Annotated in this window: 26 protein-coding genes and 3 pseudogenes; 4 read left to right on the plus strand and 25 right to left on the minus strand. The window is 38.4% G+C overall.

Translation table 11 applies throughout. The features are described 5' to 3' along the window. Nucleotides 1-16: 16 nt before the first annotated feature. The 24 genes and pseudogenes from lexA to V9W66_RS08900 form a co-directional block, all read right to left on the minus strand. A complete protein-coding gene (lexA, locus tag V9W66_RS08785; protein WP_330575277.1) occupies nucleotides 17-592 on the minus strand; it encodes a transcriptional repressor LexA in 576 nt (191 codons plus the stop codon). A 499-nt stretch (nucleotides 593-1091) separates the two neighbouring features. Further along, nucleotides 1092-1913, minus strand: coding sequence for a hypothetical protein (locus V9W66_RS08790; RefSeq protein WP_024853353.1), 822 nt, complete (start codon nucleotides 1911-1913; stop codon nucleotides 1092-1094). Nucleotides 1914-1947: 34 nt separating this feature from the next. Beyond that, entirely contained in the window at nucleotides 1948-3237 is a 1290-nt protein-coding gene (locus V9W66_RS08795) for an ATP-binding protein (RefSeq protein ID WP_144093558.1), read from the minus strand. A gap of 401 nt (nucleotides 3238-3638) precedes the next feature. Beyond that, complete coding sequence (locus tag V9W66_RS08800) at nucleotides 3639-3956, minus strand: hypothetical protein (protein WP_080656541.1); 318 nt, start codon at nucleotides 3954-3956, stop codon at nucleotides 3639-3641. Between the two features lie 147 nt (nucleotides 3957-4103). Beyond that, complete coding sequence (locus tag V9W66_RS08805; protein ID WP_144093560.1) at nucleotides 4104-5087, minus strand: helix-turn-helix transcriptional regulator; 984 nt, start codon at nucleotides 5085-5087, stop codon at nucleotides 4104-4106. Nucleotides 5088-5125: 38 nt separating this feature from the next. After that, nucleotides 5126-5344: pseudogene (locus V9W66_RS08810) on the minus strand (TfoX/Sxy family protein); the annotation flags it as partial. Nucleotides 5345-5373: 29 nt separating this feature from the next. Beyond that, complete coding sequence (locus V9W66_RS08815; RefSeq protein WP_144093565.1) at nucleotides 5374-6330, minus strand: D-alanyl-D-alanine carboxypeptidase family protein; 957 nt, start codon at nucleotides 6328-6330, stop codon at nucleotides 5374-5376. A gap of 37 nt (nucleotides 6331-6367) precedes the next feature. Next, nucleotides 6368-6871: a hypothetical protein gene (locus V9W66_RS08820; protein ID WP_024853357.1), complete on the minus strand. Its 504-nt coding sequence runs from the start codon at nucleotides 6869-6871 to the stop codon at nucleotides 6368-6370. Nucleotides 6872-7392: 521 nt separating this feature from the next. Next, nucleotides 7393-8682, minus strand: coding sequence for an IS110 family transposase (locus V9W66_RS08825; RefSeq protein ID WP_144093630.1), 1290 nt, complete (start codon nucleotides 8680-8682; stop codon nucleotides 7393-7395). Nucleotides 8683-8828: 146 nt separating this feature from the next. Next, nucleotides 8829-10016, minus strand: coding sequence for an ABC transporter permease (locus V9W66_RS08830; RefSeq protein ID WP_144095174.1), 1188 nt, complete (start codon nucleotides 10014-10016; stop codon nucleotides 8829-8831). Beyond that, nucleotides 10006-10719, minus strand: coding sequence for an ABC transporter ATP-binding protein (locus V9W66_RS08835; protein WP_144095123.1), 714 nt, complete (start codon nucleotides 10717-10719; stop codon nucleotides 10006-10008). The genes V9W66_RS08830 and V9W66_RS08835 overlap by 11 nt, the downstream gene beginning before the upstream one ends. A 20-nt stretch (nucleotides 10720-10739) precedes the next feature. Continuing rightward, on the minus strand, nucleotides 10740-11591 hold the full coding sequence (locus V9W66_RS08840; RefSeq protein ID WP_144095125.1) for an efflux RND transporter periplasmic adaptor subunit: 852 nt from the start codon (nucleotides 11589-11591) through the stop codon (nucleotides 10740-10742). Nucleotides 11592-11727: 136 nt separating this feature from the next. Beyond that, nucleotides 11728-12813: a vancomycin resistance histidine kinase VanS gene (vanS, locus tag V9W66_RS08845; RefSeq protein WP_144095127.1), complete on the minus strand. Its 1086-nt coding sequence runs from the start codon at nucleotides 12811-12813 to the stop codon at nucleotides 11728-11730. Next, a complete protein-coding gene (gene vanR / locus V9W66_RS08850) occupies nucleotides 12800-13501 on the minus strand; it encodes a VanR-ABDEGLN family response regulator transcription factor (RefSeq protein WP_144095129.1) in 702 nt (233 codons plus the stop codon). The genes vanS and vanR overlap by 14 nt, the downstream gene beginning before the upstream one ends. 5 nt (nucleotides 13502-13506) lie before the next feature. After that, nucleotides 13507-13719, minus strand: a complete 213-nt coding sequence (locus V9W66_RS08855; protein ID WP_024853363.1) for a helix-turn-helix domain-containing protein — start codon at nucleotides 13717-13719, stop codon at nucleotides 13507-13509. Nucleotides 13720-13965: 246 nt separating this feature from the next. Next, a pseudogene (locus tag V9W66_RS08860) lies at nucleotides 13966-15232 on the minus strand (lysozyme family protein); the annotation flags it as partial. A gap of 301 nt (nucleotides 15233-15533) precedes the next feature. After that, nucleotides 15534-16286 carry a MerR family transcriptional regulator gene (locus tag V9W66_RS08865; RefSeq protein WP_243121811.1) on the minus strand — a complete coding sequence of 251 codons (753 nt, stop codon included), beginning with the start codon at nucleotides 16284-16286 and terminating at the stop codon, nucleotides 15534-15536. Between the two features lie 263 nt (nucleotides 16287-16549). After that, a pseudogene (locus V9W66_RS08870) lies at nucleotides 16550-17029 on the minus strand (lysine--tRNA ligase); the annotation flags it as partial. A 171-nt stretch (nucleotides 17030-17200) separates the two neighbouring features. Beyond that, a complete protein-coding gene (locus V9W66_RS08875; protein WP_144095131.1) occupies nucleotides 17201-18439 on the minus strand; it encodes a site-specific integrase in 1239 nt (412 codons plus the stop codon). Between the two features lie 45 nt (nucleotides 18440-18484). Next, nucleotides 18485-18646 carry a CopG family transcriptional regulator gene (locus tag V9W66_RS08880; protein ID WP_334296081.1) on the minus strand — a complete coding sequence of 54 codons (162 nt, stop codon included), beginning with the start codon at nucleotides 18644-18646 and terminating at the stop codon, nucleotides 18485-18487. 93 nt (nucleotides 18647-18739) lie between these two features. Next, the gene (locus V9W66_RS08885; RefSeq protein WP_144095135.1) at nucleotides 18740-18928 is read right to left on the minus strand and encodes a DUF6462 family protein; all 189 of its coding nucleotides are present in this window, start codon (nucleotides 18926-18928) and stop codon (nucleotides 18740-18742) included. 481 nt (nucleotides 18929-19409) lie between these two features. Further along, on the minus strand, nucleotides 19410-19682 hold the full coding sequence (locus V9W66_RS08890; RefSeq protein ID WP_144095137.1) for a helix-turn-helix domain-containing protein: 273 nt from the start codon (nucleotides 19680-19682) through the stop codon (nucleotides 19410-19412). Then, nucleotides 19672-20106: a sigma factor-like helix-turn-helix DNA-binding protein gene (locus V9W66_RS08895; RefSeq protein WP_144095139.1), complete on the minus strand. Its 435-nt coding sequence runs from the start codon at nucleotides 20104-20106 to the stop codon at nucleotides 19672-19674. Before V9W66_RS08895 ends, V9W66_RS08890 begins: the two co-directional genes overlap by 11 nt. A 5-nt stretch (nucleotides 20107-20111) precedes the next feature. Beyond that, a complete protein-coding gene (locus V9W66_RS08900; protein ID WP_144095141.1) occupies nucleotides 20112-20384 on the minus strand; it encodes a hypothetical protein in 273 nt (90 codons plus the stop codon). A 211-nt stretch (nucleotides 20385-20595) separates the two neighbouring features. On the opposite strand from V9W66_RS08900, the gene V9W66_RS08905 reads away from it, so the two are divergent. Next, the gene (locus V9W66_RS08905) at nucleotides 20596-20961 is read left to right on the plus strand and encodes a helix-turn-helix domain-containing protein (RefSeq protein WP_144095143.1); all 366 of its coding nucleotides are present in this window, start codon (nucleotides 20596-20598) and stop codon (nucleotides 20959-20961) included. A gap of 74 nt (nucleotides 20962-21035) precedes the next feature. On the opposite strand, the gene V9W66_RS08910 is transcribed toward V9W66_RS08905, so the two are convergent. Then, complete coding sequence (locus V9W66_RS08910; protein ID WP_144095145.1) at nucleotides 21036-21368, minus strand: hypothetical protein; 333 nt, start codon at nucleotides 21366-21368, stop codon at nucleotides 21036-21038. 173 nt (nucleotides 21369-21541) lie between these two features. On the opposite strand from V9W66_RS08910, the gene V9W66_RS08915 reads away from it, so the two are divergent. The 3 genes from V9W66_RS08915 to V9W66_RS08925 all read left to right on the plus strand — a co-directional run bounded on the left by V9W66_RS08915 (nucleotide 21542) and on the right by V9W66_RS08925 (nucleotide 22308). Further along, on the plus strand, nucleotides 21542-21799 hold the full coding sequence (locus tag V9W66_RS08915; RefSeq protein WP_144095147.1) for a helix-turn-helix domain-containing protein: 258 nt from the start codon (nucleotides 21542-21544) through the stop codon (nucleotides 21797-21799). A gap of 178 nt (nucleotides 21800-21977) precedes the next feature. Beyond that, nucleotides 21978-22151 carry a hypothetical protein gene (locus tag V9W66_RS08920; RefSeq protein WP_186290103.1) on the plus strand — a complete coding sequence of 58 codons (174 nt, stop codon included), beginning with the start codon at nucleotides 21978-21980 and terminating at the stop codon, nucleotides 22149-22151. After that, nucleotides 22138-22308, plus strand: coding sequence for a type II toxin-antitoxin system RelE/ParE family toxin (locus V9W66_RS08925; RefSeq protein ID WP_243121812.1), 171 nt, complete (start codon nucleotides 22138-22140; stop codon nucleotides 22306-22308). The genes V9W66_RS08920 and V9W66_RS08925 overlap by 14 nt, the downstream gene beginning before the upstream one ends. Nucleotides 22309-22326: the final 18 nt, after the last annotated feature.

The following is a 22326-nucleotide window of genomic DNA, read 5'->3' on the forward strand; positions in this document are numbered from 1 at the left end:
ATTCGTCTGTCCTCTGTTATAGTTCTTTGATGATGTGACAAGCCACACCCTGAATGCAGCACTCATCTACAATAATGTCTTTCATCTTCTTATTTTCCGGATGGAGAATGATTTTCTTATTCTCATCATCACGGAAGTAGCGTTTCAATGTATTCTGATTATCCACAAGGGCAACTACTATATCGCCCTCATTGGCTTCTACCTGCTTTTTGACAACCACAAGGTCGCCGTCATCAATCCCTGCTTCAATCATAGACTGGCCGCTTGCTCTTAATATAAAGAAATCTCCTTTGCCGAAAATAGCAGTAGGAAGTGATACATATTCTTCAATATTTTCTTCCTCATACTGAGGACTGCCACAAGGAATAGAACATACAATCGGTGTCTGTGTCTGTTCGCCACTGTACTTACGGGTCACATTGGTGCGAATCTCCTGCCCGTCGTACTCAATCATATTCTTCTCAGCCATCTCTACCAAGTATTTATATGCTGTACCTCTGGCAATTCCAACTGCTTCAGCAATCTTTGTAGTCGATGGGGATTGTCTGTTTTGCAGGTAATAATCCTCGATATACTTTTTTATCTCACTCATAAGTTCAGGACTCTTGCTTCTCATACCTGCACCTCGCTTTCTTTTCTATTGGAAGCAGTTTGCTTTCGATAGTTTCATTATACCTGATGCGAAAAATTTTTCAAGTAGGTTTTTCGCAAAAGAAAAGAGGTGTCGCAATTTGCTAACACCTCCGTACCTTTTAACTCATTTTATTTCTTTTTAACTCAACAATGTTAAAAGCAAAGTTTTTGAGTTGTTTTGGCTTTTATTAAAAATTTCTGCCTATATAGGCTTTTTTGTTCAATGAACCTTTATTCTTTAATTTGTGCAGACCGTCTGCACAATTAGATTGTTTTCTCAGTGTGGCAACAATCTAAGCAATATATAAATCTCCGATAATAGCCGCATTGATTGTGGATTCACTGAGTCCAAAATCTTTAAGAACTCTTTTACTATATATTATCCTTCACTCCATAACACTGATACAACATATCTGTCATATTTATTTCATTGAAAATTGTAGCCCATAAAGGCTTTTTTATTCACTACGATTGTTTTCAAATGTTCTATACACGATGAGTTTGATACACAATATGCCAAGTTCTCTGATAAACTCTGGTGTAATTTCCCAAAACGGAGATTGATGCAGCTTTTCAAAAACAAGCTTCAATATCTCCCGCAAAATACTATTGCTGATATTGATTTTACTCTCTATTGCTTTTTCAGCGACATTCCAATCTTCTGTACCTGCCACTTCTTCTGAAGTCATCACATATACGATGATAAGCGAGATATATTTTTTCGCTTCTGAATCCTGACGACTTATATGATTGTAGCAATTTAGAATTTCATCAGCAGCCATTTCGAGTTTAAGAGTAGCATATTCAGACATAATGGAATCTGCCATTATATCTGCAATCGCTTCTCTCCATACAGCATATCCGGCATTATAATATCCATCTTCTTCGCCACTTCCCATACAATATCTGTCGAAAAAATCTCCGCTTTCAATTTCATTTCTTGTACAAAACAGATGGGATATTTCGTGTAAAAATGTCATCAATACTTCGCTAAGAGAAAACTCTATATCTGATCTAATAAGTACACCATAAAGTTTTTTCCCAACAAATGCTTCCGCTGCAATAAACTCAAAGTAATTCTCAGTTTCGTGCTGCTTTTCATATTTGTCAGAAAAATATTTCTCGCAAAACCGCTTATATACAGCAAGTCCGTTGGCAGGTGTAAAAAAGTCCAATACAACATTTTCAGATATAATATCTGACTCCAGAACATCGTTAAACATAGCTAAGGCTTCAAAGAAGTACTCTTCCAATTCTTCTTTCGTATATCTTGTACTCACTTATCTTCCTCCAACAATCGCTATATGCTCTTTTTTATATAAGCTCCTTATCCAAAAGGAAATCAATCACATTGATATTCAAAATACCGTTATCATCATACCAACGCTTTCCAATATCTTTCCTTACCACAATTTTAGGAAAAGAATCTCCTGTAAGTGTAAATGGTCTGAGTTCTACTTCAGCTTTTTCATCAGTCGGCATCGCATACGCTGACTGGATATAGGTACGTTTTCCTCCTGAATTTACAACAAAATCTATTTCCCTTGGAGTACGAATTGAATTGCCTTTTTCACTGAGTGTCCTTGCATAAACAACACCAACATCAACGGAAAACTGCCTGATATTCAACTCATTATATATGATGTTCTCCATTATATGTGTCATTTCCTGTTGACGGAAGCCTATTCTTGCATTTCTGAGTCCAATGTCCTCGCAGTAATATTTATTTGGCGAATCAAAATAAGATTTGCCTTTTACATCATATCGCTTACTTTCTGAAAAAAGGAACGCATCTTCCAAATGTCCGATATATGCCCGAATCGTGTTGGCAGACACACCGCCCCCTTGTTTAGATTTCAGAGTGTTCGCAATTTTAGTCGGATTTGTTAATGAGCCAACCGATGAACAGAGCAAATCTAATATCTGCTCCAGAACATCTTGTCTTTCAATTCTCTTACGTTCAACAATGTCCTTAATATACACTTCTGAGAAAAGCGATTTCAGATAATTCATCTTAGCTGTATCATTAGGTCTCGACAAGATAAGCGGCATACCTCCATAGAACGCATATTCATCAAATGCTTCGTTTTTATCTCCACCAACAGCAGAGTAATATTCTGCAAAACTAAGTGGGTGTATTCTTATTTCATCGCTTCGTCCTCTAAATTCAGTAAGAATGTCACTGGAAAGCATTTTTGAATTACTTCCGGTTACATAAACATCTAAATTCGATAAACCTCTCAAATCATTAAGAGCGTCGTAAAAAGTAATTTTCTTACCGTCCGGATTATATGGATTAGCCACTTCATCAGACATTTGAATTTCATCAACGAAAAGATAATACTCGTCTTTGCTTTTTTCCACTTTCTCTCTTACATACGATGAAAGAATAAGCGGATTACGATATTTAATATCTTTCGCAAGGTCAAGCTCAATCGTAATAATCTGCTCCTCTTTTACACCGTTATCAATCAGATAATTTCGATATATATTTTTAAGAAGATAGGACTTGCCACATCTCCTGATACCGGTAATTACTTTCACTAAGCCGTCAAAACGATATGAAAGCAACTGTTCAAGGTAACTATCACGCTTAACTTCCATAAAGCCCACTCCATTTCATTGAAAATTTCTGCCTATTTAGGCTTTTTCAATCAATATTATATATGTTTTCTATCAGAATTTCAAGTTATCATTGAAAATTATAGCCCAAAAAGGCTAAAATATTCAACGAATTTTTTTTCTTTCTCCCTATAAATCAAAAAGGTGCTGCACACTTGCTAACACCTCTTTAGTCATACGATATATCCATTGAAAATTCCCGCCCATAAAGGCTTTTTTGTTCAATGAACTTTAATCTTGTAATTTGTGCAGACCGTCTACACAATTTCTATTCTGCTTCCTTATCTTCGCTATCCTGCTACTGAAGATTAAATATGGAATAGTCTACACGCTGTGTCGATAATTTCAAGAAAAAACTTATAAAACTTCAAACAAGATATACATTACTTCTTGAATTTATATTTCCCTTTTCCGTGACCGGATACTGGTTCAATAATATCTGCCTGAACCAAGTTGGAAAGAAGTTTTGAAGCACCTGAACCTTTCAGCTCAAAAAGTTCCATAACCGCACTTCTTCCAAACACCTCATCAAAGCCAAACTTCTCAAAAAGTCTATGGATATGAATCCTCATTTTTACCGAGAAATCACTACCTTTTTCGGAAAGTACACTTTCAATATCCACTTTTTTGTCTTGAATGTCCACTTTTTCATTCTCAATATCCACTTTTGTATCCCCAATGTCCACTTTCTCTTCGTCCAAAAGTCCACTTATATGAAGATTTCGATTATGAAGCTCATTTTTCTCGTTCAAAAGCAGATTTCTGAGAAACACTTCCAAATACTCTGTTGTTTCGTGAAAGCCTTTTTGCAGGTTCGTATAGTTTGCACGGACAAGTTCAAATCTGCACTATTCGCTTTCCTGCATATTCTCATCAGCTTTTGAAATCATCTGTCTGTACTGTTCTTTCACACTTTCCGGTGCAAGTATCTGTACCTTGCCATTGAAGCCAAATACCCAACCGAAAAAGGTAGGACTGGCTGATACTTCGGTCTGTACCCTGAAAGACGTCATATCATACGCAAGGGTTGTCACATCTTCTCCGAAACGGTCTACCATTGTTTTCATCAGGCTGTTATCACACCGTAAATCCACAAGGACTTTTTCGCCTGAGAACATAAAGAATACTTCCTTTGTGTAATTCTCAATATCAAAATCATCGGGCATAGGAACAATATCTTTATCCAATATCTCCGGCTTGGAAGCAATACGGTCTACCCTGAAATTGATAACCTTGCTTTTCTTCTCTGAATATCCGAGAACATAATAATAGTCCCCACACCAGAGAAGTTTATACGGACTGAGCTTATACACTTCGCCCTTATTCTTCATAACCTTTTTCTTTAATCCGGTATAATCGTAATACTGGAAAGAAATCTGTTTACCTGCGTTGATGGCATCGTTTATAGCGTCAATAATGTAATATATCTGCTCATTATCCGGCTTAATGCGATTGACCACATAGTTATTACGCTTCAGCTTTGCCACCTGCCCCGGGCTGGTCATCGTATGTATCTTCTCAATCAAAGTTTCGCTTTTCTTCTTGGTAATGAACTTCGATGACTCCACTGCGTCTATCAGCAGTTTCAGTTCCGGCAATTCAAACTTTCGACTGGCTACAAAGTATTTGCTCTGAGTAGAATGGATAGTAACAATGTCCATTCCAAACTCCTGAAGTGCAGCAATATCTTTCGTGACCGTCGTTCTGTGTGCAGATATTCCGTATTCATCATTCAACATATTGATTAACTGTGTTGTGGAAAGAGGATTTTCTTCATCGGTTCTTTCCAGTAAAATCTTTTGTAAATATAAAATCCTTGGCTTTGTTTCCATAATTTTTATATACCTATCGCTCCATCAATAGTATCTGTCTACTTTTTCTTTTTAGGCTTAGGTGCTGGTAATTCATCGTACATTGCATTAAATAGTCCTGTTAAAAATTTCTTATTATCCACATCTTCTACAAGCAGCATTTCCTTTGCCCCATCATACGGCAATTCATAAGTAGCTGTCGGCATATATGAAATTGCTGATTTTATCGGTTTTACAAGTAATCTGTCATCATAAATTCCGCCGACAATTTTGCCTTTACTCTTTTTTAAATAGAGTAATATGAAACTTATTGTGTAAGATAATATGATTCATCAATCGTTTTCAAAATGAAATCCACATCGTCATATCGGGAAGTATCAGACTGAGAACCTAAACTGCATATCAAAAATTCTTTGTTGTGTTGCCGGTAAAGTACAATTAGATTGTAATCATCTGATAAAGAGCCAGTCTTGATACCACATACATTTTCATTATAATATTCTGACGCAGGATCAAGGAAAGTGTTTGTATTCTGCCAAGTTTGCGTACTGCCATCAGGCAAGGTTGCCGTATAAGTGTTTTGAGATACAATTTCCCTAAACCACGAATATTCCAATAACCGATATACCACGGTTTTCAAATCTAAAGTAGTTGTAAGTGCTTCTGTATCAAAACCACTGGGATCATATAGAACTGTGTCCGAACACCCTTCTTGCTGTAAATACCGATTTAAATTTTCCATAAAAATTTGGACACGCTCTCGACTGCTTCCTGCCTGTGGAGAAAGAATACCACCGCAATAGTCTGCCACAACATACGCAGCGTCATTTCCTGACGGTACTAACATTGCTGCAAATAGATTGTGTAAAAAATATTCTTTTTCCTCAATATGGGCAACAGACGAGCCGGGTTTAGTGAGTGAAATAGCCTCATAGCTCACATCAACAATGCTGTCAAGTTCTGCCAGCGTTGCTGCATATTCTACAACAAATAGTTTTGCCAAACTTGCAGGCACTTGTGGTGCTTTTTCATCCTTTGAAATAAATATCTCATCATCAGAACAGTCCACTGCAATCAGTGATTTCGCATTATAGGAGTCCGGAAAATTTTCTTTGTATAAAAAGCTATTGATTTTATTCTTGACATCCCTAAAATTTTCCGGCTGCATTACCCACGGTACAAACAGCATACCGCCTCCTATACAAAGTATACAAAAAATTAAAAGTATTCCCACCCGTTTCTTTTTACGGCGTTTTCTTTGCATATCAAGTCCACCTCCTTAAGCAAAATTATACGATAGTTTAATCGGCATAGTTTGCCCGAATACACTCTGTAAATCCTGACGGATCGCCCAATTTGGCTTTATCAATATTCTGGCGAAGATAATTGCGAGTGGCGTCATCACACCGATCTTCTCCCATATAAGGCATATCAAACGCTTTTTCCAGTTCTTCCAAAGCTTTTGCCGCCCTCTGTGAATCCGTATTGTAGGTGTCAAGCCATTCTTTCATCCAAGTATATTCCCAAAGATTAGATGCTCTTGTATCACCATATCCTACCTGAAAAGACGCTCCCGTATCTTCTCCCTCTAAAGTGTCCGGCGGCGTAAAGCCCTCCGGCCAATCCAAATTCTCAATCGTCGTCAGATATTCTTTCTCAATCGTTTCAAAGTCTGTGAAACCTCTTGTACCCGTATCAGAGTTCGGAGAAGCAGAACACCCTGCCAATATAACCACCAACGAAGAAATCATAATGCAAAGCAGAAGTTTAGAAAACTTTTCAAATTTAGAGATTGTTTGTTTCACTTTTATTTCCTCCCTATATAGTCAAGTCTTTTTTCCTTGAAAATCAAGGATTTTTTAGTGTTTCATCAATAAATATCTCAGAAGAAGGAGCCATAGGAATGGACATTTCTCTGTATCTGGTACGAAAATAGTGGATTTTGGGTGCACGAAGTAAAACGTCTTCTTATTTCGTTTTACATGGCCTTGTGTGTACCCATCCATCTACGGCAGCGAACCTCCCATGTCTACCAGGATCATCAGTCTATGCCGAGTCCTAACTTCTCTCGTCCCGCCTGTCCATAACCAGGGTGTCAGCTCAGCTCCTTTACAGGGTCATGCCCTCTGGAATATATTCCTGCCGACTACTGGCTCATTCTTTGTTTGTTGTATTACTGACTTCTTTCCTGTAACAGCACCTTCCGGTGGACGTTTTCCTGTTACATTCCATTTACTTCTTAATTACAGCTATCATGGCTGGTCTCAGCCTTCCACTTCCCTCTCTGAAGGGCTCAGACCGGCCATGATACACTGTTTCTTTCTCTTTATGCCGCTGGCTGTATTTCTGGTCTTACGATGTCATTCAGCATCTTCTGACCATCATAATCCACACCTTTGGTTAGTATCGTATAAAATATCCGGATCAGCTTACATGCCACCGTTATCACTGACTGCATCTTTTTCAGTGGATTTTTCTCCCTTGTCCGGTAATAACTATGGATCTCTTTAAACTCCTTGTTTTTTCCGATCACGGATATCGCAGCTTCATATAATGCATATCTCAAACGCTTTCTTCCTCTGTGACTGATCCGGCTTTCTCCGTTGTGTTTCCCAGAGCTGTCCGCAACAATCGCATAACCGGCAAGCTTCTGCACCTGTTTCGGATTATCAAAACGTCCAATGTCTCCTACTTCTGCAATAAAGCAGCTCACCGTCTTTATCCCTATCCCATTGATCTCCATCAGCTTATCTATATAGGGAATTTCAGAAAGCGTTTTCTCTATCTCTTCCATAAGTTCATCCATCCGTTTCTTATATCCTTCGTAATCTTCCAGCAGGTTTCGGATCTCTTTTCTGGCACTTCTTGGTGCTTCCGTATTTCCAATGCTGTGCTCCGCTGCTGTTACCAGGGTCGTTGCCCTCTTAATCCCAGCGCCTTTCAGCCTTGCATCTCTCCATATTTTGTTTACACCTTCCACTCCAAGTTCCCTGATATCACAGGGCAGCGGTGCCTGTTTGATTACCATCAGTCCGCTTACTGCATCCGGATTCCTGTAAACGTTTTTGATCTCCGGAAAATAAATGCTGAACCAGCGGGCCATCCTGTTTTTGATCCTTGTGATTTCTTCCTGTGTCTGAATTCGAAGGTTAGACAGATTTCTGATCTCTGCATAGATCCCGGTTGGAATATATGGATATGAGAATCTTCCTTCATTTACCAGACTTGCAATTGTTTTTGGATCTTTACGGTCATTTTTACTTGGATTATTGTCATCCAGCTCTTTGGATTTCTTGACATGATGCGGATTCACATGTACCGGCTTCATTCCCTGTTCCTGCAGGTACGCTCCAAGGTTCAGCCAGTAGTGACCTGTTGGCTCCATTCCTGGAATAATAACTTCCATTCCATGTTTCTCTGCTATATCGTTCATCCATTTTTTGAATGCTGCAAATCCAGTTTCATCGTTACTGAAAGCAAACGGTTTCTTTGAGTACTCATAATTGCGCCAGTTAAAAGCCCTTGCATAATGGGTTTCACTTCCCACATCAATACCAATGATTAAAGTTTTTTCCGTAATAGATGCAATTTTTGCATTCTGTGTGTTATAATTCATTTCAAGTACCTCACTGTTTAATAAGATTTTTACTAACCGTGCAAAGTCAGTAATCTTATTTTACTCTGAGGTATTTTTTTCTCAACCTTCTTTCTCGGAATTCCCTATATTTGAATTATACAAGAAGCTCCTTTTATTCATTTCTTTCATCTAAGAGCCAATGCTGGTTCTAATTTTGCTGCTTTCAGCGCTGGCAATAAGCCGCCGCACAACGCTGTAAGCATAGACACAGTTACAGCAATAATAGCAACACTGATTGGATAACTTGGTATTCCCACTGGTGAATCCACGGGAAGTAATATTCCAATGCAATGCACCAAAATCAGTGAAATCAAAATAGCCGCAAAGCAAACAAATATTGACAAAATTAACTGTGATCCTAAAACAAGTGTCACAATGTTTGTTCGTGAAGCACCTATCGCTCTGCGGATTAACAATTCATGCGTTCGCTGTTCCAATGAAGATAATCCTATATTAATCTGTCCTAATACAGAAACAAACAGTAATAGCAGCGAAGTAACTAAAAGTCCTAATTGCAATATGGATAATACCGAATCATAGGTATTGCCCACATCACTTCGTCCGGCATTTTCCACATGACCGCCAATACTATCAGCTAAAATATCATTGACGGCGGAATGTATCTGTTCTGTTGTCAGACCTGTCGTAGAATGCCAGTATATATTTGCGCTTTGTACTTGCCACATTGCTGGTGTAAAGTATAACATTGCCATCGAATCTACATAGACAGTAGGTAAATCTCTGCCATCATTTACGACTCCGACAATATTGAAAGGTGTAAGCGCAAGTGTATTTTTTACATTTCCAGCAGCATAGGATGACTCCGCAAAATATTTTTGCGCTTTTTTATTTACAACTATCTCAAGCCTACTACCACTTTTGCTCGAAGATTCTAACCACCTGCCTGATGTCATTGGAAGATTATAGACTTGATTATAAGATTCCGTTGTGCATACGACTTCAACAGCCATCAGGTTTTGGTAAAGATTGTTCAAAGATGTCGGTGTTAATGTGTTCATTGGTGCAAACTTAATATCTTCTTTCATAGAGAAAGTAATAGCAGCTATATCATCAATGGATTCAAAAGTCTGGAAAAATCGTTCCATCTTATCTCTATCGTGAAAATCGGACTCTGTTATGACAAAAGCATATGTAGGCGTCCACCCATACACCTGTGCGTTTACAGAAATCAAATACTCCTTTCCCAGTGTACCGACTAATACTGAGGCGATCATTGCTATAATGCCTACAAGCATTGAAATACTTGTCAGAATACTTCTAAGCGGAGAAAGGCGAAGATCTTTAAGTATCATTTTTAGCACAAGCTATCCTCCCTCCATCCATTTCAAAAATCGTGTCACAAGTTTCTGCAATATCAGGATCGTGTGTCACCAATAGCAGCATAATGCCCTTTTCTTGTACGATATTATGCAGCAACTCCATAATCTGCTTTCCTGTTTTTGTATCTAACGCTCCCGTCGGCTCGTCACATAAAATGGCTTCCGGCGATACTGCAAGTGCCCTTGCGATTGCAACTCTTTGTTGTTCACCGCCTGACAAATTCACCGGATAATCATTTTCTTTACTTTCCAATCCTACACTTTTCAGCAACTCTAAAATAATCTCCTGTCGCTGCTTTTTACTAAAGGCTTTTTTAGCATAAAGCAAAGGTAATTCAATATTTTCCCAAACTCTTAAATACTTAATCAGAGAATAGTTCTGGAATACAAATCCGATATTATTGGCTCGCAGCATAGATAGTTCACGGTCTTTCAATTTGGAAATGGAAATCCCGTCGTAAATATAATCGCCTTCATAGTCTCGATTCAATAAACCGATAATGGAAATAAGACTGGTTTTTCCCGAACCTGACTTTCCAACAATGGCATAACTACGACATCGCTGCAATTCCATATTGGCGTCATTTACTGTTGTCAGCATATCGCCATTATTTAATTTAACACTTGCTTTCAAGTGATGTATTTGAATTAAGGTGTTTTTAAAAATTTCTTTCATTTTATCAGTTTCTCCTCTTATCAGTTTCTCCTCGGATCGAGGTTTGGCGGAGTAGCAGATACTATATCGCCTTCCTCTAAGCCGGATAATATCTCTATATTCGCTCCATCTGTCGCCCCCAATGTTACTTTCGTTTGTACGCCTTTTCCGTCCGGAGTTACTACTGTGACGGTTCCGGTGTCTTGTCTGCCTGCAATTACTGACAGTGGCAACATAAGAACGTCTTTTCTTGTTTCAGCCGTTATAACCACTGTAGCACTTTGCCCTGACTTCACATTGACATTTTGAGCAATCAAGCATTGCACCCCCTCCTGCTGCACGATACCTGTAAATGCATCTCCCTCGGCGGCAGGCGATACCACTGCGATTACTTCAGTTGGACCTACACCATCATAAACCTGAAATTTTGCTTTCAAATCTGCATATTCCGGCAAGGTACTTAAAAAATTCTCTGCTTCTATATTGAGAGCAAATCCTGTATACTGTATCGTTACTACAGGATAATCCGCCGGTACACTTTCACCGGATGGCGCAATAGATGTAATCGTACCATCAACCGGGGATTTCAATTCTTTTCCATTCACCATTCCAATGACCTGTCCAGCAGTAATTTTTTCTTCTGTTTCTATCTTGGTATGAAACTCTCCATTTTCGGGTGAAGCAATAATAAATGGTACTGCCGGAGCAATCGTTGTTTGCGCTGAAACGGTTGGCGTGATTGTTCCTCGAACAACTGACACGGTTTTGTCTGTTGATACTGCGCTATCTGTCAAGTTATTTTCTTCTGTTTGCTTAGTTGTCGAACAGGCAGATAGTGTAAATACAAGAAGCAAAATAAAAAATATCAGTATTTGTTTTCTTGTCAATTTCATTGTTCCTCCTTATAGCATATCACAAAAATATGAGCCTCTATCTTGATGCCTTTATTGTATCAAAACAGAAGCTCGCATTTTTTTAATTGTTCGTAAGATATTCCTCTTTTTTTCTGTGTAAATTCCTACAATTTTCCTACGACAGCGGTAATGTGATTGAAAACTCGATTTGTTCCTCCTGACTTTTAGCAGTGATTGTACCGTTGTGCAACTCCACAATTTGCCTTGCTATAGCTAAGCCTAACCCTGCGCCGCCTCTGCTTGTACTCCTTGCTGTATCAAGCCGGTAAAACTGCTCGAAAATCCTGTTTAATTTTTCTTCCGGTATAGTATCGCCATAATTATGAAAAACAATACGGACTGTTTTATCCTGACACTGAGCGTTAATCGTGATTTCTGTATTTTCAAAACTGTAAATAACGGCATTTCTCAAAAGGTTATCAAAAACGCGCTGGATTTTATCTGCGTCACACCGAAGCATTATATCAGCAGCAGCACAAAGATTGCATTGCAGATTTTTTTCTTTGAGCATAGGTTTAAACTCATATATGAGTTGTTCAAGCATCCGAGTCAAATTGATTTTCGTGTATTGTAATGTAATATTGGACATATTAAACCGTGTAATTTCAAAAAATTCGTTAATCAAATCCTCTAACCTTTCTGCTTTATCAAGAGAAATTGAAAGATACTTTTCTCGGAGTTCCTTTGACATCTGTGATTCGTCTTTTAGTAAAGTCAAATACCCAATCACAGAAGAAAGCGGAGTTTTCAGATCGTGTGCAAGATACATTATCAAATCATTTTTCCGCTGTTCATTTTCTTTGGCAAGCCTTGCATTGCTTTCGGCTTCTTGTTTCAACCGATTTATGTTAGCGGCAATTTCACTTAACTCCGGGGACAACTCAATATAACTGATATTTGGATCGAACATTTTTCCTGTTGCAGCCTGTAATTCGTACACATAGTCAACTACTTTTTTCAGAAGTCGATAGGTCAAATATATAATACAGCACCCCCATACGATTACTGCCACTATATCAAGGTACAATGCCCTGTAATATAGGTAGTAATTTAAAACATACTTGCTGAGGATTTTCTGTACTATAATCTTTAAAAGAAATGTACTGGCTAAAATAATCGCAGAACAAACTGCACATTGAATGATATATCTTTTGAACAAGGCGGAGAGCAAATAATTTTTGCCTCTTTTATTCAATTTCATAACCTACCCCCCAAACAGTTTTAATAAACTTTGGATTCTTTGATGGCTCATTTAATTTTTCCCGAAGCCGACCAATATGCGACATTACCGTATTGTTGCTGTTGCGAAAATATTTTTCTTTCCATACGGATTCAAACAACTCCTCAGAAGCGACAACTTTACCCTGATGTTCGCATAGATACCACAAAATCGAAAACTCTAACGGAGTCAGTGCTATTTCTTTACCAAACAAATAACACTTGTGGCTAACTCTGTTAATCAGTAGCCCTCTGATGTCATATTCTTCTTTTTCTTCGGGCTGAATCAAATTAGGATTGTTATAATTCTGATAACGCCTTAATTGTGTTTTCACTCTTGCCACAACCTCTAAAGGATTAAACGGTTTTGTTATATAATCGTCTGCGCCAATGGTAAGCCCCATAATCTTATCGCTATCTTCAATCTTTGCTGTAAGCATAATAATTGGAAAATAGAACTTTTCACGGATTTTTTGGCAGAGCCGAAAGCCATCTATGTCTGGCATCATAATATCAAGTATCGCTAAATCAATTTCTGAATTTTCAATACATTTCATAGCGTTTGCACCGTTGTAACATTTATATACTTCATATCCGTCATTTTTCAAATACACTTCCAAAAGATCAACAATTTCCTTTTCATCATCGACAATTAAGATTTTCTTATTCATTGATATTATGCCTCCTTTTCAGGTACAGCTTCCATTATGTCACCAAAATCACATTCTAGGTATTCACATATATTCAGCAATACAGGAAGTGTAACATTTTCGTTCTTTCCAAGTTTTGCGAATGTACCTTTACTGGCACCAATTGCTTCTCGTAATTGGCTCTTTTTCATTTCCTTATCAATTAAAAGTTTCCAAAGTTTATTGTATCTAACCTTCATTTTTGCACCTCAAACAAACTGCATTTTATAATTTTCCAATTCACCTGTATTTTATAATATAGCACATTTTGAGCAAATTTACAGTTATAAAATCCATATATAAAGACTTTTAGTCCTTAAATAAGCACAAGTACTTCACAAATAATTATGTAATCAAGCCGCCTTGTTTTTGGCAAGCGGCTTGTAATTTTAATAAGCCGGTACACCGTATCCGTAGATTACGCTGTCTCCGACAGTATAGCTCCTCTATCTACATTCATCGCCAGAGTTACCCTCTACGGTATAAACAGTACCGTTCTCGCATTTCTCTGTAATGCCCACATGGTCGATTGTTCCGTCTCCGTCCCAGTCAAAAAAGATGATGTCGCCTGCCTGCGGCTCATAATTCCTGTCCTGCCATTGCCCGTTGCCCTGAAACCAGTTCACACCGTCCGAACAGAAAGATAATTTCGGGATAATGCCGTTCTCAAGATAACCGCATTGATCGGCGCACCACGACACGAAGCAGGCGCACCACTCCACACGAAGCCGTACCACGACCAATATGGCTCGCCGTCCTGATTGCCTAGCTGCGTCAAAGCGACCTCCACAATCACCTGATTGCCGTCGCTTGTAAATGCTCGTCCGTAGGGATAGTATCGAAGCACATGAGAGACATACTGGGTATCGCTATAGCCGTCCCAGCCCAAGTGTTCCGCCTGCATTGCAGAAAATTCAACGGCGTTTGCGTAGGAATAACCGTCGTAGTTGGTTTTCGCCCAAGAGATATAGCCGTTTCCGTAGTTATAGCCTTGCAAGGAAAGTTTGATATGCTCCATATCTATGGGATTTTCCGCTCCCGCCGCATTTAAGCAGTCCGCAAGGTTTTGGCTTCTCACATTAATGGAATACTCCGGGTTGGTTATCCCGTTGGGAGAATTAGGATACCTTGTGTTGTACCCACATTCCGAAGCCTGCATTTGGTCATTGCCCCGTCCGCCCGATTCCTGCATCATCACCGTCTTGATAAACTCCACATATTCAGGAATCCCGTACTGACGGGCATACTGCTGTATCAAGGGGTCATAGGCTTCCACCTCGGCGCTCACGGGGGTATAAGCGTTGCTGTTTCCTCCGCCGCCGAAGATAGATACGGCGCACCCAAGCAGGACGACGATTACAATAATCAAAACCGCTATCCAGCCGCCTGCGGCGATTGCGGCAATCAATGCTTTCGTTCCGTCTATGATTGCCTTGATCGCAAGCGCCGTTGCCTTTACCATTGCTTTCGCCGTAACAACAGCAGCACGAGTCGCCGCCCTTGCTGCCCCTGAACTGTACCCTGAGAAGTCTTGACCGCAGCTTGTGCCGTTTTCTGTGCCGCCCGTGCGGTATGCTACGTTGTCTTGACCTTCGTTTTAGCAGTACGCTCGGCGGTTTTTATCGTTTTCTGCGTTGTTTTCGCCGAGCTTTTTCCGACGGTCTTGATCATCTTTTTCCCGGCAGAACGGGTAGACTCTTTGACGGTCTTTTTCGCCTGTTCTGCCGCCTTAATACTTTGATTAACGCTCTAACATTGTATTCAAGCCGTTTCATCCAAGTATATGAAGTTTTGGCTTTATCTTGTAGTTTGCGAATATCCGTACAAATAGAAAAAGCCCTTTGAGAAAAGGATTTTTCCTCTCCCAAAGGGTAGTTTAACTTTTACTTAGAATTATCTTTTTTAATAACTAAGTTATAATTGCTATCATAATACAGTCCAAGTTCTCTACACATTCTATCGTTCACATTATCTAACGCTTTCTTATATTCTGCATACGTTGGAGACAGAACCATTAAATTAGGAATGAATATATCGTTATATCCTTTATTTTGTAACTCTTTCTGCATTTTCTCTGTGCAATAAATGCTGGATGGTATTTCATTATACCGTTTTTCATTTTAGCACCTTTCCATACTTTTTCTTTTAGTCTTTCATATTCACTTTCACTCATATCACGATAATAGGCTATCATCTCATCTGCGGTTCTGGTTTCTTGTGCAATTCCACCTATCATCTTCGCACCTATTCCCATAATGAAAGGAACTTTCAATATCGTTTCATCGCAATATTCTAATATGTTTTGTAGTGCTCGCTTCTGTTCCAGAGTCTTCAACCTTACATTAAGAAATGGTTTGAAATGACTTTTAAAATAATCTCCCCATTCTTTTCCCGGTAGCAAAGACTCAATTGCATTTTCAACGGTTTGATAATCAAGTGCCTCATTTGCTTTGTCTGCGTCACCATCATCTATAAATTGCTTCAAAGCTTCAAGTTCTGAGTCTTTTAAAACTTTTTCCTGCACTTTTTCTTGATAAATACGAAGAAGAATACTTTTGTCGCCAGTTTCCAAAAGACTCTGTATGTCTTTAATACTAATACCGAGTTTTCTATATACTGAAATCTTTTTTAAAGTTTCAACATCTTGTGCAGTATAGTTACGATAACCATTGTTATCTTTATCCACTGACAGCAATCCTTTTTCTTCATAATACTTAACTGCACGCTTTGTCATTCCAACCTCATTTATAATTTCATTTAATAACATCAGATGCACCTCCTTATGATTTATGTTGATAGTATAAGCGTATACGCTGCGTGCAGGTCAAGAGTTTTTCGTCTTTCTTCTAAAAATGGGCAATCCCGATTTCAGGACTGCCCATTCATTCTGCCAATTATGCGATTTTTTCTTGCTTGCACCGATTTCTGCATCAATTGATGTAAGTTTGATGTAAATCGCTGTTTTTTTAGTTTTTTATCAAATGAAGTACGTCCCGTCTATTCGGTAAAACGGTACATCTTTACATCATCTTAATAGAGCTTTGCACCTGCTGGAATATGGTCATCAACCATCAGAAGATGGAGCTTTTCTTCGCCTTCTTCTTCGTGGATAGCACTGAGGAGCATACCGCAAGAGTCAATGCCCATCATAGCTCTCGGTGGAAGATTTGTGATAGCGATAAGCGTCTTTCCAACCAGTTCTTCCGGCTCATAAAAGCTATGAATACCGCTTAAAATGGTTCTGTCTGTGCCTGTTCCGTCATCAAGCGTAAACTGTAACAGTTTCTTTGACTTCGGTACTGCAACACACTCTTTAACCTTTACTGCACGGAAATCTGACTTACTGAATGTATCAAAATCAACAAATTCCTCAAATAAAGGCTCTACCTTTACCTTAGAAAAATCAATCTTTTCAGACTCAGTTTTTACATTTTTTTCAGGTGCTTCAGAAGCTGTATTATTTACATCATTTTTCTTATTTACACCATCTAAGGACTTCATTGTCGGGAAAGTTGCACGAGATAACGTGCTATTCCGTATTATCCTGTATTCAAGGTTTTTCCCTCTAATATGATACCTTATTATGCTGTATTATTCAGTATCTAAAAATCAGGATTTATTGTAGTTTTGTTGTATACCACACTTCTTTGTTGTACATGAAAAGTTCCTAAAGAACTTTTCCTAAAATACATCAAGCTTGTGTGATAGTTTTTCTATTGCCTCTGTTTTTTTCATATCTGTGACTTCAGCATATATGTCCATAGTTGTTTCAATGTTTGCATGGCCCATAACTGCCTGAATCACTTTAATGTTCGTTTCATTTTCGCAGAATCTTGTACAAAAAGTATGTCTAAGATGATGACACGAAAAGTGTGGAATTATAACTGGCTGGCGCCTTTCCTTTTTAGCCTTTAACACTTCCTCTGCATTATAACTTTCCGATATACGTCGAATAGTTCTATTGATTGACTGTGGATTATGAAGATTTCCAAACCGGTTACTAAAGATGAATCCGGTCATACCATCAAGTTCTATCACGTTAAAACCATTCTCCTGCTGGTATTCATATTCCTCTCGAAAAGCTTCATATACAGCATCCATCATAGGAATCACTCGAATACCTGCCTCCGTTTTTGGCAAAGAAACAGCAAATTCACATTTTCTTGTATCTGTTTTTCTGGCATAATAGGTTACGCTATGATTAACGTCAATCAGACGTTTTTCCATATCAATATCTTCCCATCGGAGACCTATTACTTCTCCTATCCGACATCCAGTTCCAAGTAATACTGTAAATAAGGGTGTCCATTTGCAAAACACAGGATTATTTGCCATATAATTCATAAATGCCCTTTGCTGCTCTACCGTTAATGCATGCCGAACGCCGTGATTTTTCCCTGGCTTCTTCTTTATTTCTGCCATTACACCAGCAGATGGATTATTGCGGATAATTTCATCCCGGACAGCAAGCTGAAACGTTGGATGAAGCACCGTATGAATTATTTCCAGTGTATTGATCTGTAAATGTTTTTCATTTATCAAATGAAGATAAAAATACAATACATCAGAATATTTAATCGTACCTATTTTCTTCTTTCCAAATTCTGGTCTGACAAAACGATCATACATATAAGTATAATTGGTATATGTAGTTCGCCTTAAATCAGTTTTCGTTGAAATATACCTGTCAAACACAAAATTTAGATCCGCTTTTCCTGCTGCATATACATCCAGTCCATCCAGTTGATCTTTAATCAGGCTCTTTTCTATTTCTCTCAGCTTTATCAAATCCATTGAATACTTATATCTTCGTTTTCCAAAAGGATCAACATACACATATATATACATATTATCGGATTTCCGCTGACTTTCGCCTTTTCGCAACGCTCTGCCTTTGTTATCTTTTCTTGCTTTAGCCACTTTCTACCTCTTTCCTATTTTTACATAGTAAAGAGATTCTGTATGCTAACTTACGGTATTGTATAATGATTCAATACCTCTTTTAACAGCTTGTGTTAATGTCAGATTACGCTGTTGTGCATATTCTGATAATTTTTCGTGTTCTTCTTTTGTCAGCCTAACGCTCACAAGTTTTTGTTTTGGGGATTCTGCCTTGGGCCGCCCCATTTTTGCCACTCATATGCACCTCCTTCATAACCTATACTTATTATACTTTTTGTTTTACAATAAGTCAAGCTTTTTCTGTCATACAAAAACTCTTTAATCTTCTAAACGAAAAGTTTCCAAATATGCTTCAAATATTTCACAGTTTACAAGAACTAATTTATCCAGCTTATAAACTGCATGGGCATCTTTCGCCATCTTTTCAAATTTAGTTTGGCACATACTGTACATCTCTGCACCCTCTTTATAACGAACAAATTTCTTTCTGTTAACCTTTTGCTGCAATTTAAATAACCTCCTCTATCACTTACCTGATATGTCTACCAATAAAAAAACACTTCCTATTAAAAATGTCCTTTTATTGGCAGACATTTAAAATAATCCTGCAAGTGGCCATCAGGTGTGGCCCCATTGGAATTGCACCATCTTCTTCAGACCGGACTATTGCCGGAAGTATCATTATCAAAAACAGCATCATGGCCGCAAAGTTCCTATCCTCTGCTTATAACAGCATAATTCTCGCTCGTACCTTTGCTTCAATACCCGAATCAGTATTTCTTCGCTTTTCATTCCCCGACTTCCCGACAAGTTGTCGGGAAGTTCAGAAACAGGCAGTCATGGCGTATCTGCTATCTGGCTCAACTGTTCCATACGTCCTTGCAGGATTGACCATATTCAATTTTCAAGGTGCGATGCACTTATCTATCCGGCTCCTGAAAGGGATAAAGGAGCTGCCTTATAAGTGCTGTCGTGCTGTTCTCAAACTTTAATTACTGCTTTCTTCACTTTGATCTGTTCCATAGGGAACCGGTTTAAACTTCAAAATCTTTGTAATCAGTTTTGTTTCCAAACGCCGACGTAAAGTTTCATCTACACAATAATGAAGCTGTCCAAATTCATCATACAGCTTTCTGGTAGATAATCTTTTTATGTAGCTTTCATAATGCTTCAGAACCACATTGATGGCCTCCACATCGCCCATTGTTGCTGCCTCAATAATATGGAAAGGCAGCAATTTTTTCTCAAACTCATTTTTCATCTGTACTTTCCTCCATAACTTTTTTCAGCAGCTCCAACGAACGTTTTCGATGTTCATTGATTGTACTTCTCACAAGATTCATTTCTCTTGCTATTTCCGCATCACTCATCCCCATAAAATATGCAAGCAGAATCACATCCCGCTTCTTTTCTGTAAGTGTCTGCAATGCTTCCGCAATCAACGTACTTTTCACTTCAATGTCATAACCAAGCACTTGAAAGCAATGACTTTCTGCATTGTATTCATCCATAGTAAAAAGCTGATCCAACTCCTTTTTTGACATTTCAGAAAACAATATCTCATACCTCTGGCGATACACCAGATGTCTGATATAATCCGTTACCTCTGACTTCAATGCCATTTTACAGATCCGGTCAAATTGATTTCTGACCGTCAGTTCGTCACTGGAAGTAGATTTCTCCATGAGATTCACCTCCTTCCCGTACCAACTGTCCAAGAGCGAAACCTTTTTCCCTTTCGTTCTTGTCCCGTAGGCTTATTCCCGATGTACGGGTGGAAGTGAAAATTTTTTAAAGAATTTTCAAATATATAAAAAACGCCTGCATGAGCAACTACCCACCAGACGTTATTTATATCCCTTATGCTATTTTCCCCCCACAATTCAGGGGCGTATAATGCACTTTTGAAATCATAGTTTTCTTTTTGTAAAAATATAATTCCTATGCATTTTCCTTCCTGCACGGAAGAAAAGTTTTCCTGATCACCTTCTTAAAATATCCTGACAAATAATTTCTCCCAAATGTACGTTCATTAAGCAGCCATTTCTTTTGAATGCCATTTTGCAAGTCTGCCCTCCAAGTTCAAAAGTGCAATATACCCCTCTAATTTAGGGAACTTATAATGCATTTTCTTTCCGGATTGTGAACTATACACTATAAGTGGAGGTTATTATATGGCAAAGACAAAACGAATTGATAAAGCAATAGGGTTACGCCTAAAGAAAGCACGAATGGAGCAAAAACTGACGTATGATGAACTGGCAGAAAAATCCGGTGTTTCCACAAGATACATAAAAGAGATTGAAAATCGCGGCAATATTCCAAGCCTTGAAATATTTACAAAGCTAATCCGTGCCTTGAATATTTCTGCCGATCCTTTTTTCTTTCCGAATATGCTTGTAGAAAATCTGGATTATAAAAGACTCCAGCTCTATTTAACACAATGTACGGAAGACCAAATTACTACCATTTTAGCGATTGTCGAAGCTTATCTAAGGACGTATCAAAAACCCATCCAAGAAAGTAGCAAAAATATCTGAATTTTCATTTGAGTTTTTCTTTACTTTTCTGAACTGGAAAAGGTGGCATGTTATCACACACACCACCTTTTCCATCACTTCAATTTTTTAATAAGCTCATCCACATTTTTCCCTTTTGGTACAAGACCGAGACTGCTTAACAGTAATACTCCATCCATAATCCCCTGATAATATGCTCGCTGCTCCTCTTTGAAATGAACATGCTCAACAGCGCTCATATAGCTTTCCAAAATCTCCTTTTTCTTCCCCTGCAGATTTTCAAGCAGTGCTTCAAACTTTTTACGTTCTGTTTTCAGCTCTGCTTCTGCCTCTTTTAAATCCTCCGGAAGAATCACATACTCTCTTTCCATACCCTCACTACGAATTTCTTCCAATACCCCGGATAAAGTTTCATAAAATACGTTCATTTGTGTTACCGCCTTTCTTTTTCAGTATTTTCTTTTACAGTCCGTATTATCAATTTATCCATAATTTTCAACAAGAATATTTTCTATAACTTCATCTTTAGAAGTATATGAATCATTTTATTCCGTAATATAAAACTATGCAACTTCATCTTTAGAAAGTTTTGAGGAATAGAATGATCATCTACTGGGATAAGGAAACAAATTCAAAAAACCGGATTGGAAAACGGGTGAAAGAATTAAGAATACAGAAAAAGCTCTCACAAAAAGGACTGGCCGAACAGCTTCAGCTTGCCGGACATGATTTTAACGATCTGACAATTTTGCGGATTGAACAAGGCACACGGTTTGTACCTGACTATGAGGTAGTGGCTATTGCAGAGTTTTTTCGTGTGTCATGTGAATATTTATTAGGCGTAAGTGACCAGAAATAGGCAGTATTTTCCAAGGCTCTCAACATGTTGAGAGTTTTTTTCTTTATGGGAACAGATTGCCCGGATCGGGCAGGGATGTGCAAATTTTGATCGTGAGAATCTTCATTTTATGATAAGCTATGAGTAGAAACACTGGAACCGCATACACTAATTAATACAGTATGATTGGAGTGATATTATGGAATTTACAGCAATGGATCGACTGAATCAAAAACAAGAAAATGACACTCATCTTCTGCGGATGCTAGATAGAGGCATTGATGACATGGAAGCCAAAAGAGAATTGCCACTTGAGGATGCCTTTAGAAAAATCACGGAATTGCGGGATATAAGAAGAAATGCACGAGTATAAAGTTATTTTGACCTGGGAAGCCATCTATGACGTGACCGATCTTACAGATTATATTGAAGCTGACTTTGGACGGGAACGAGCTGACCGTTTCCAAAATGATATAAAAAATGAAATGACAAAGTTGGGATATATGGGCAGTATGTTCCCCAAAACATAGTTCTGGTATCGAAGTTAT

Source organism: Blautia massiliensis (ex Durand et al. 2017) (genome assembly GCF_051861785.1).
GTDB classification, from domain to species: Bacteria; Bacillota; Clostridia; order Lachnospirales; family Lachnospiraceae; genus Blautia_A; species Blautia_A luti_A.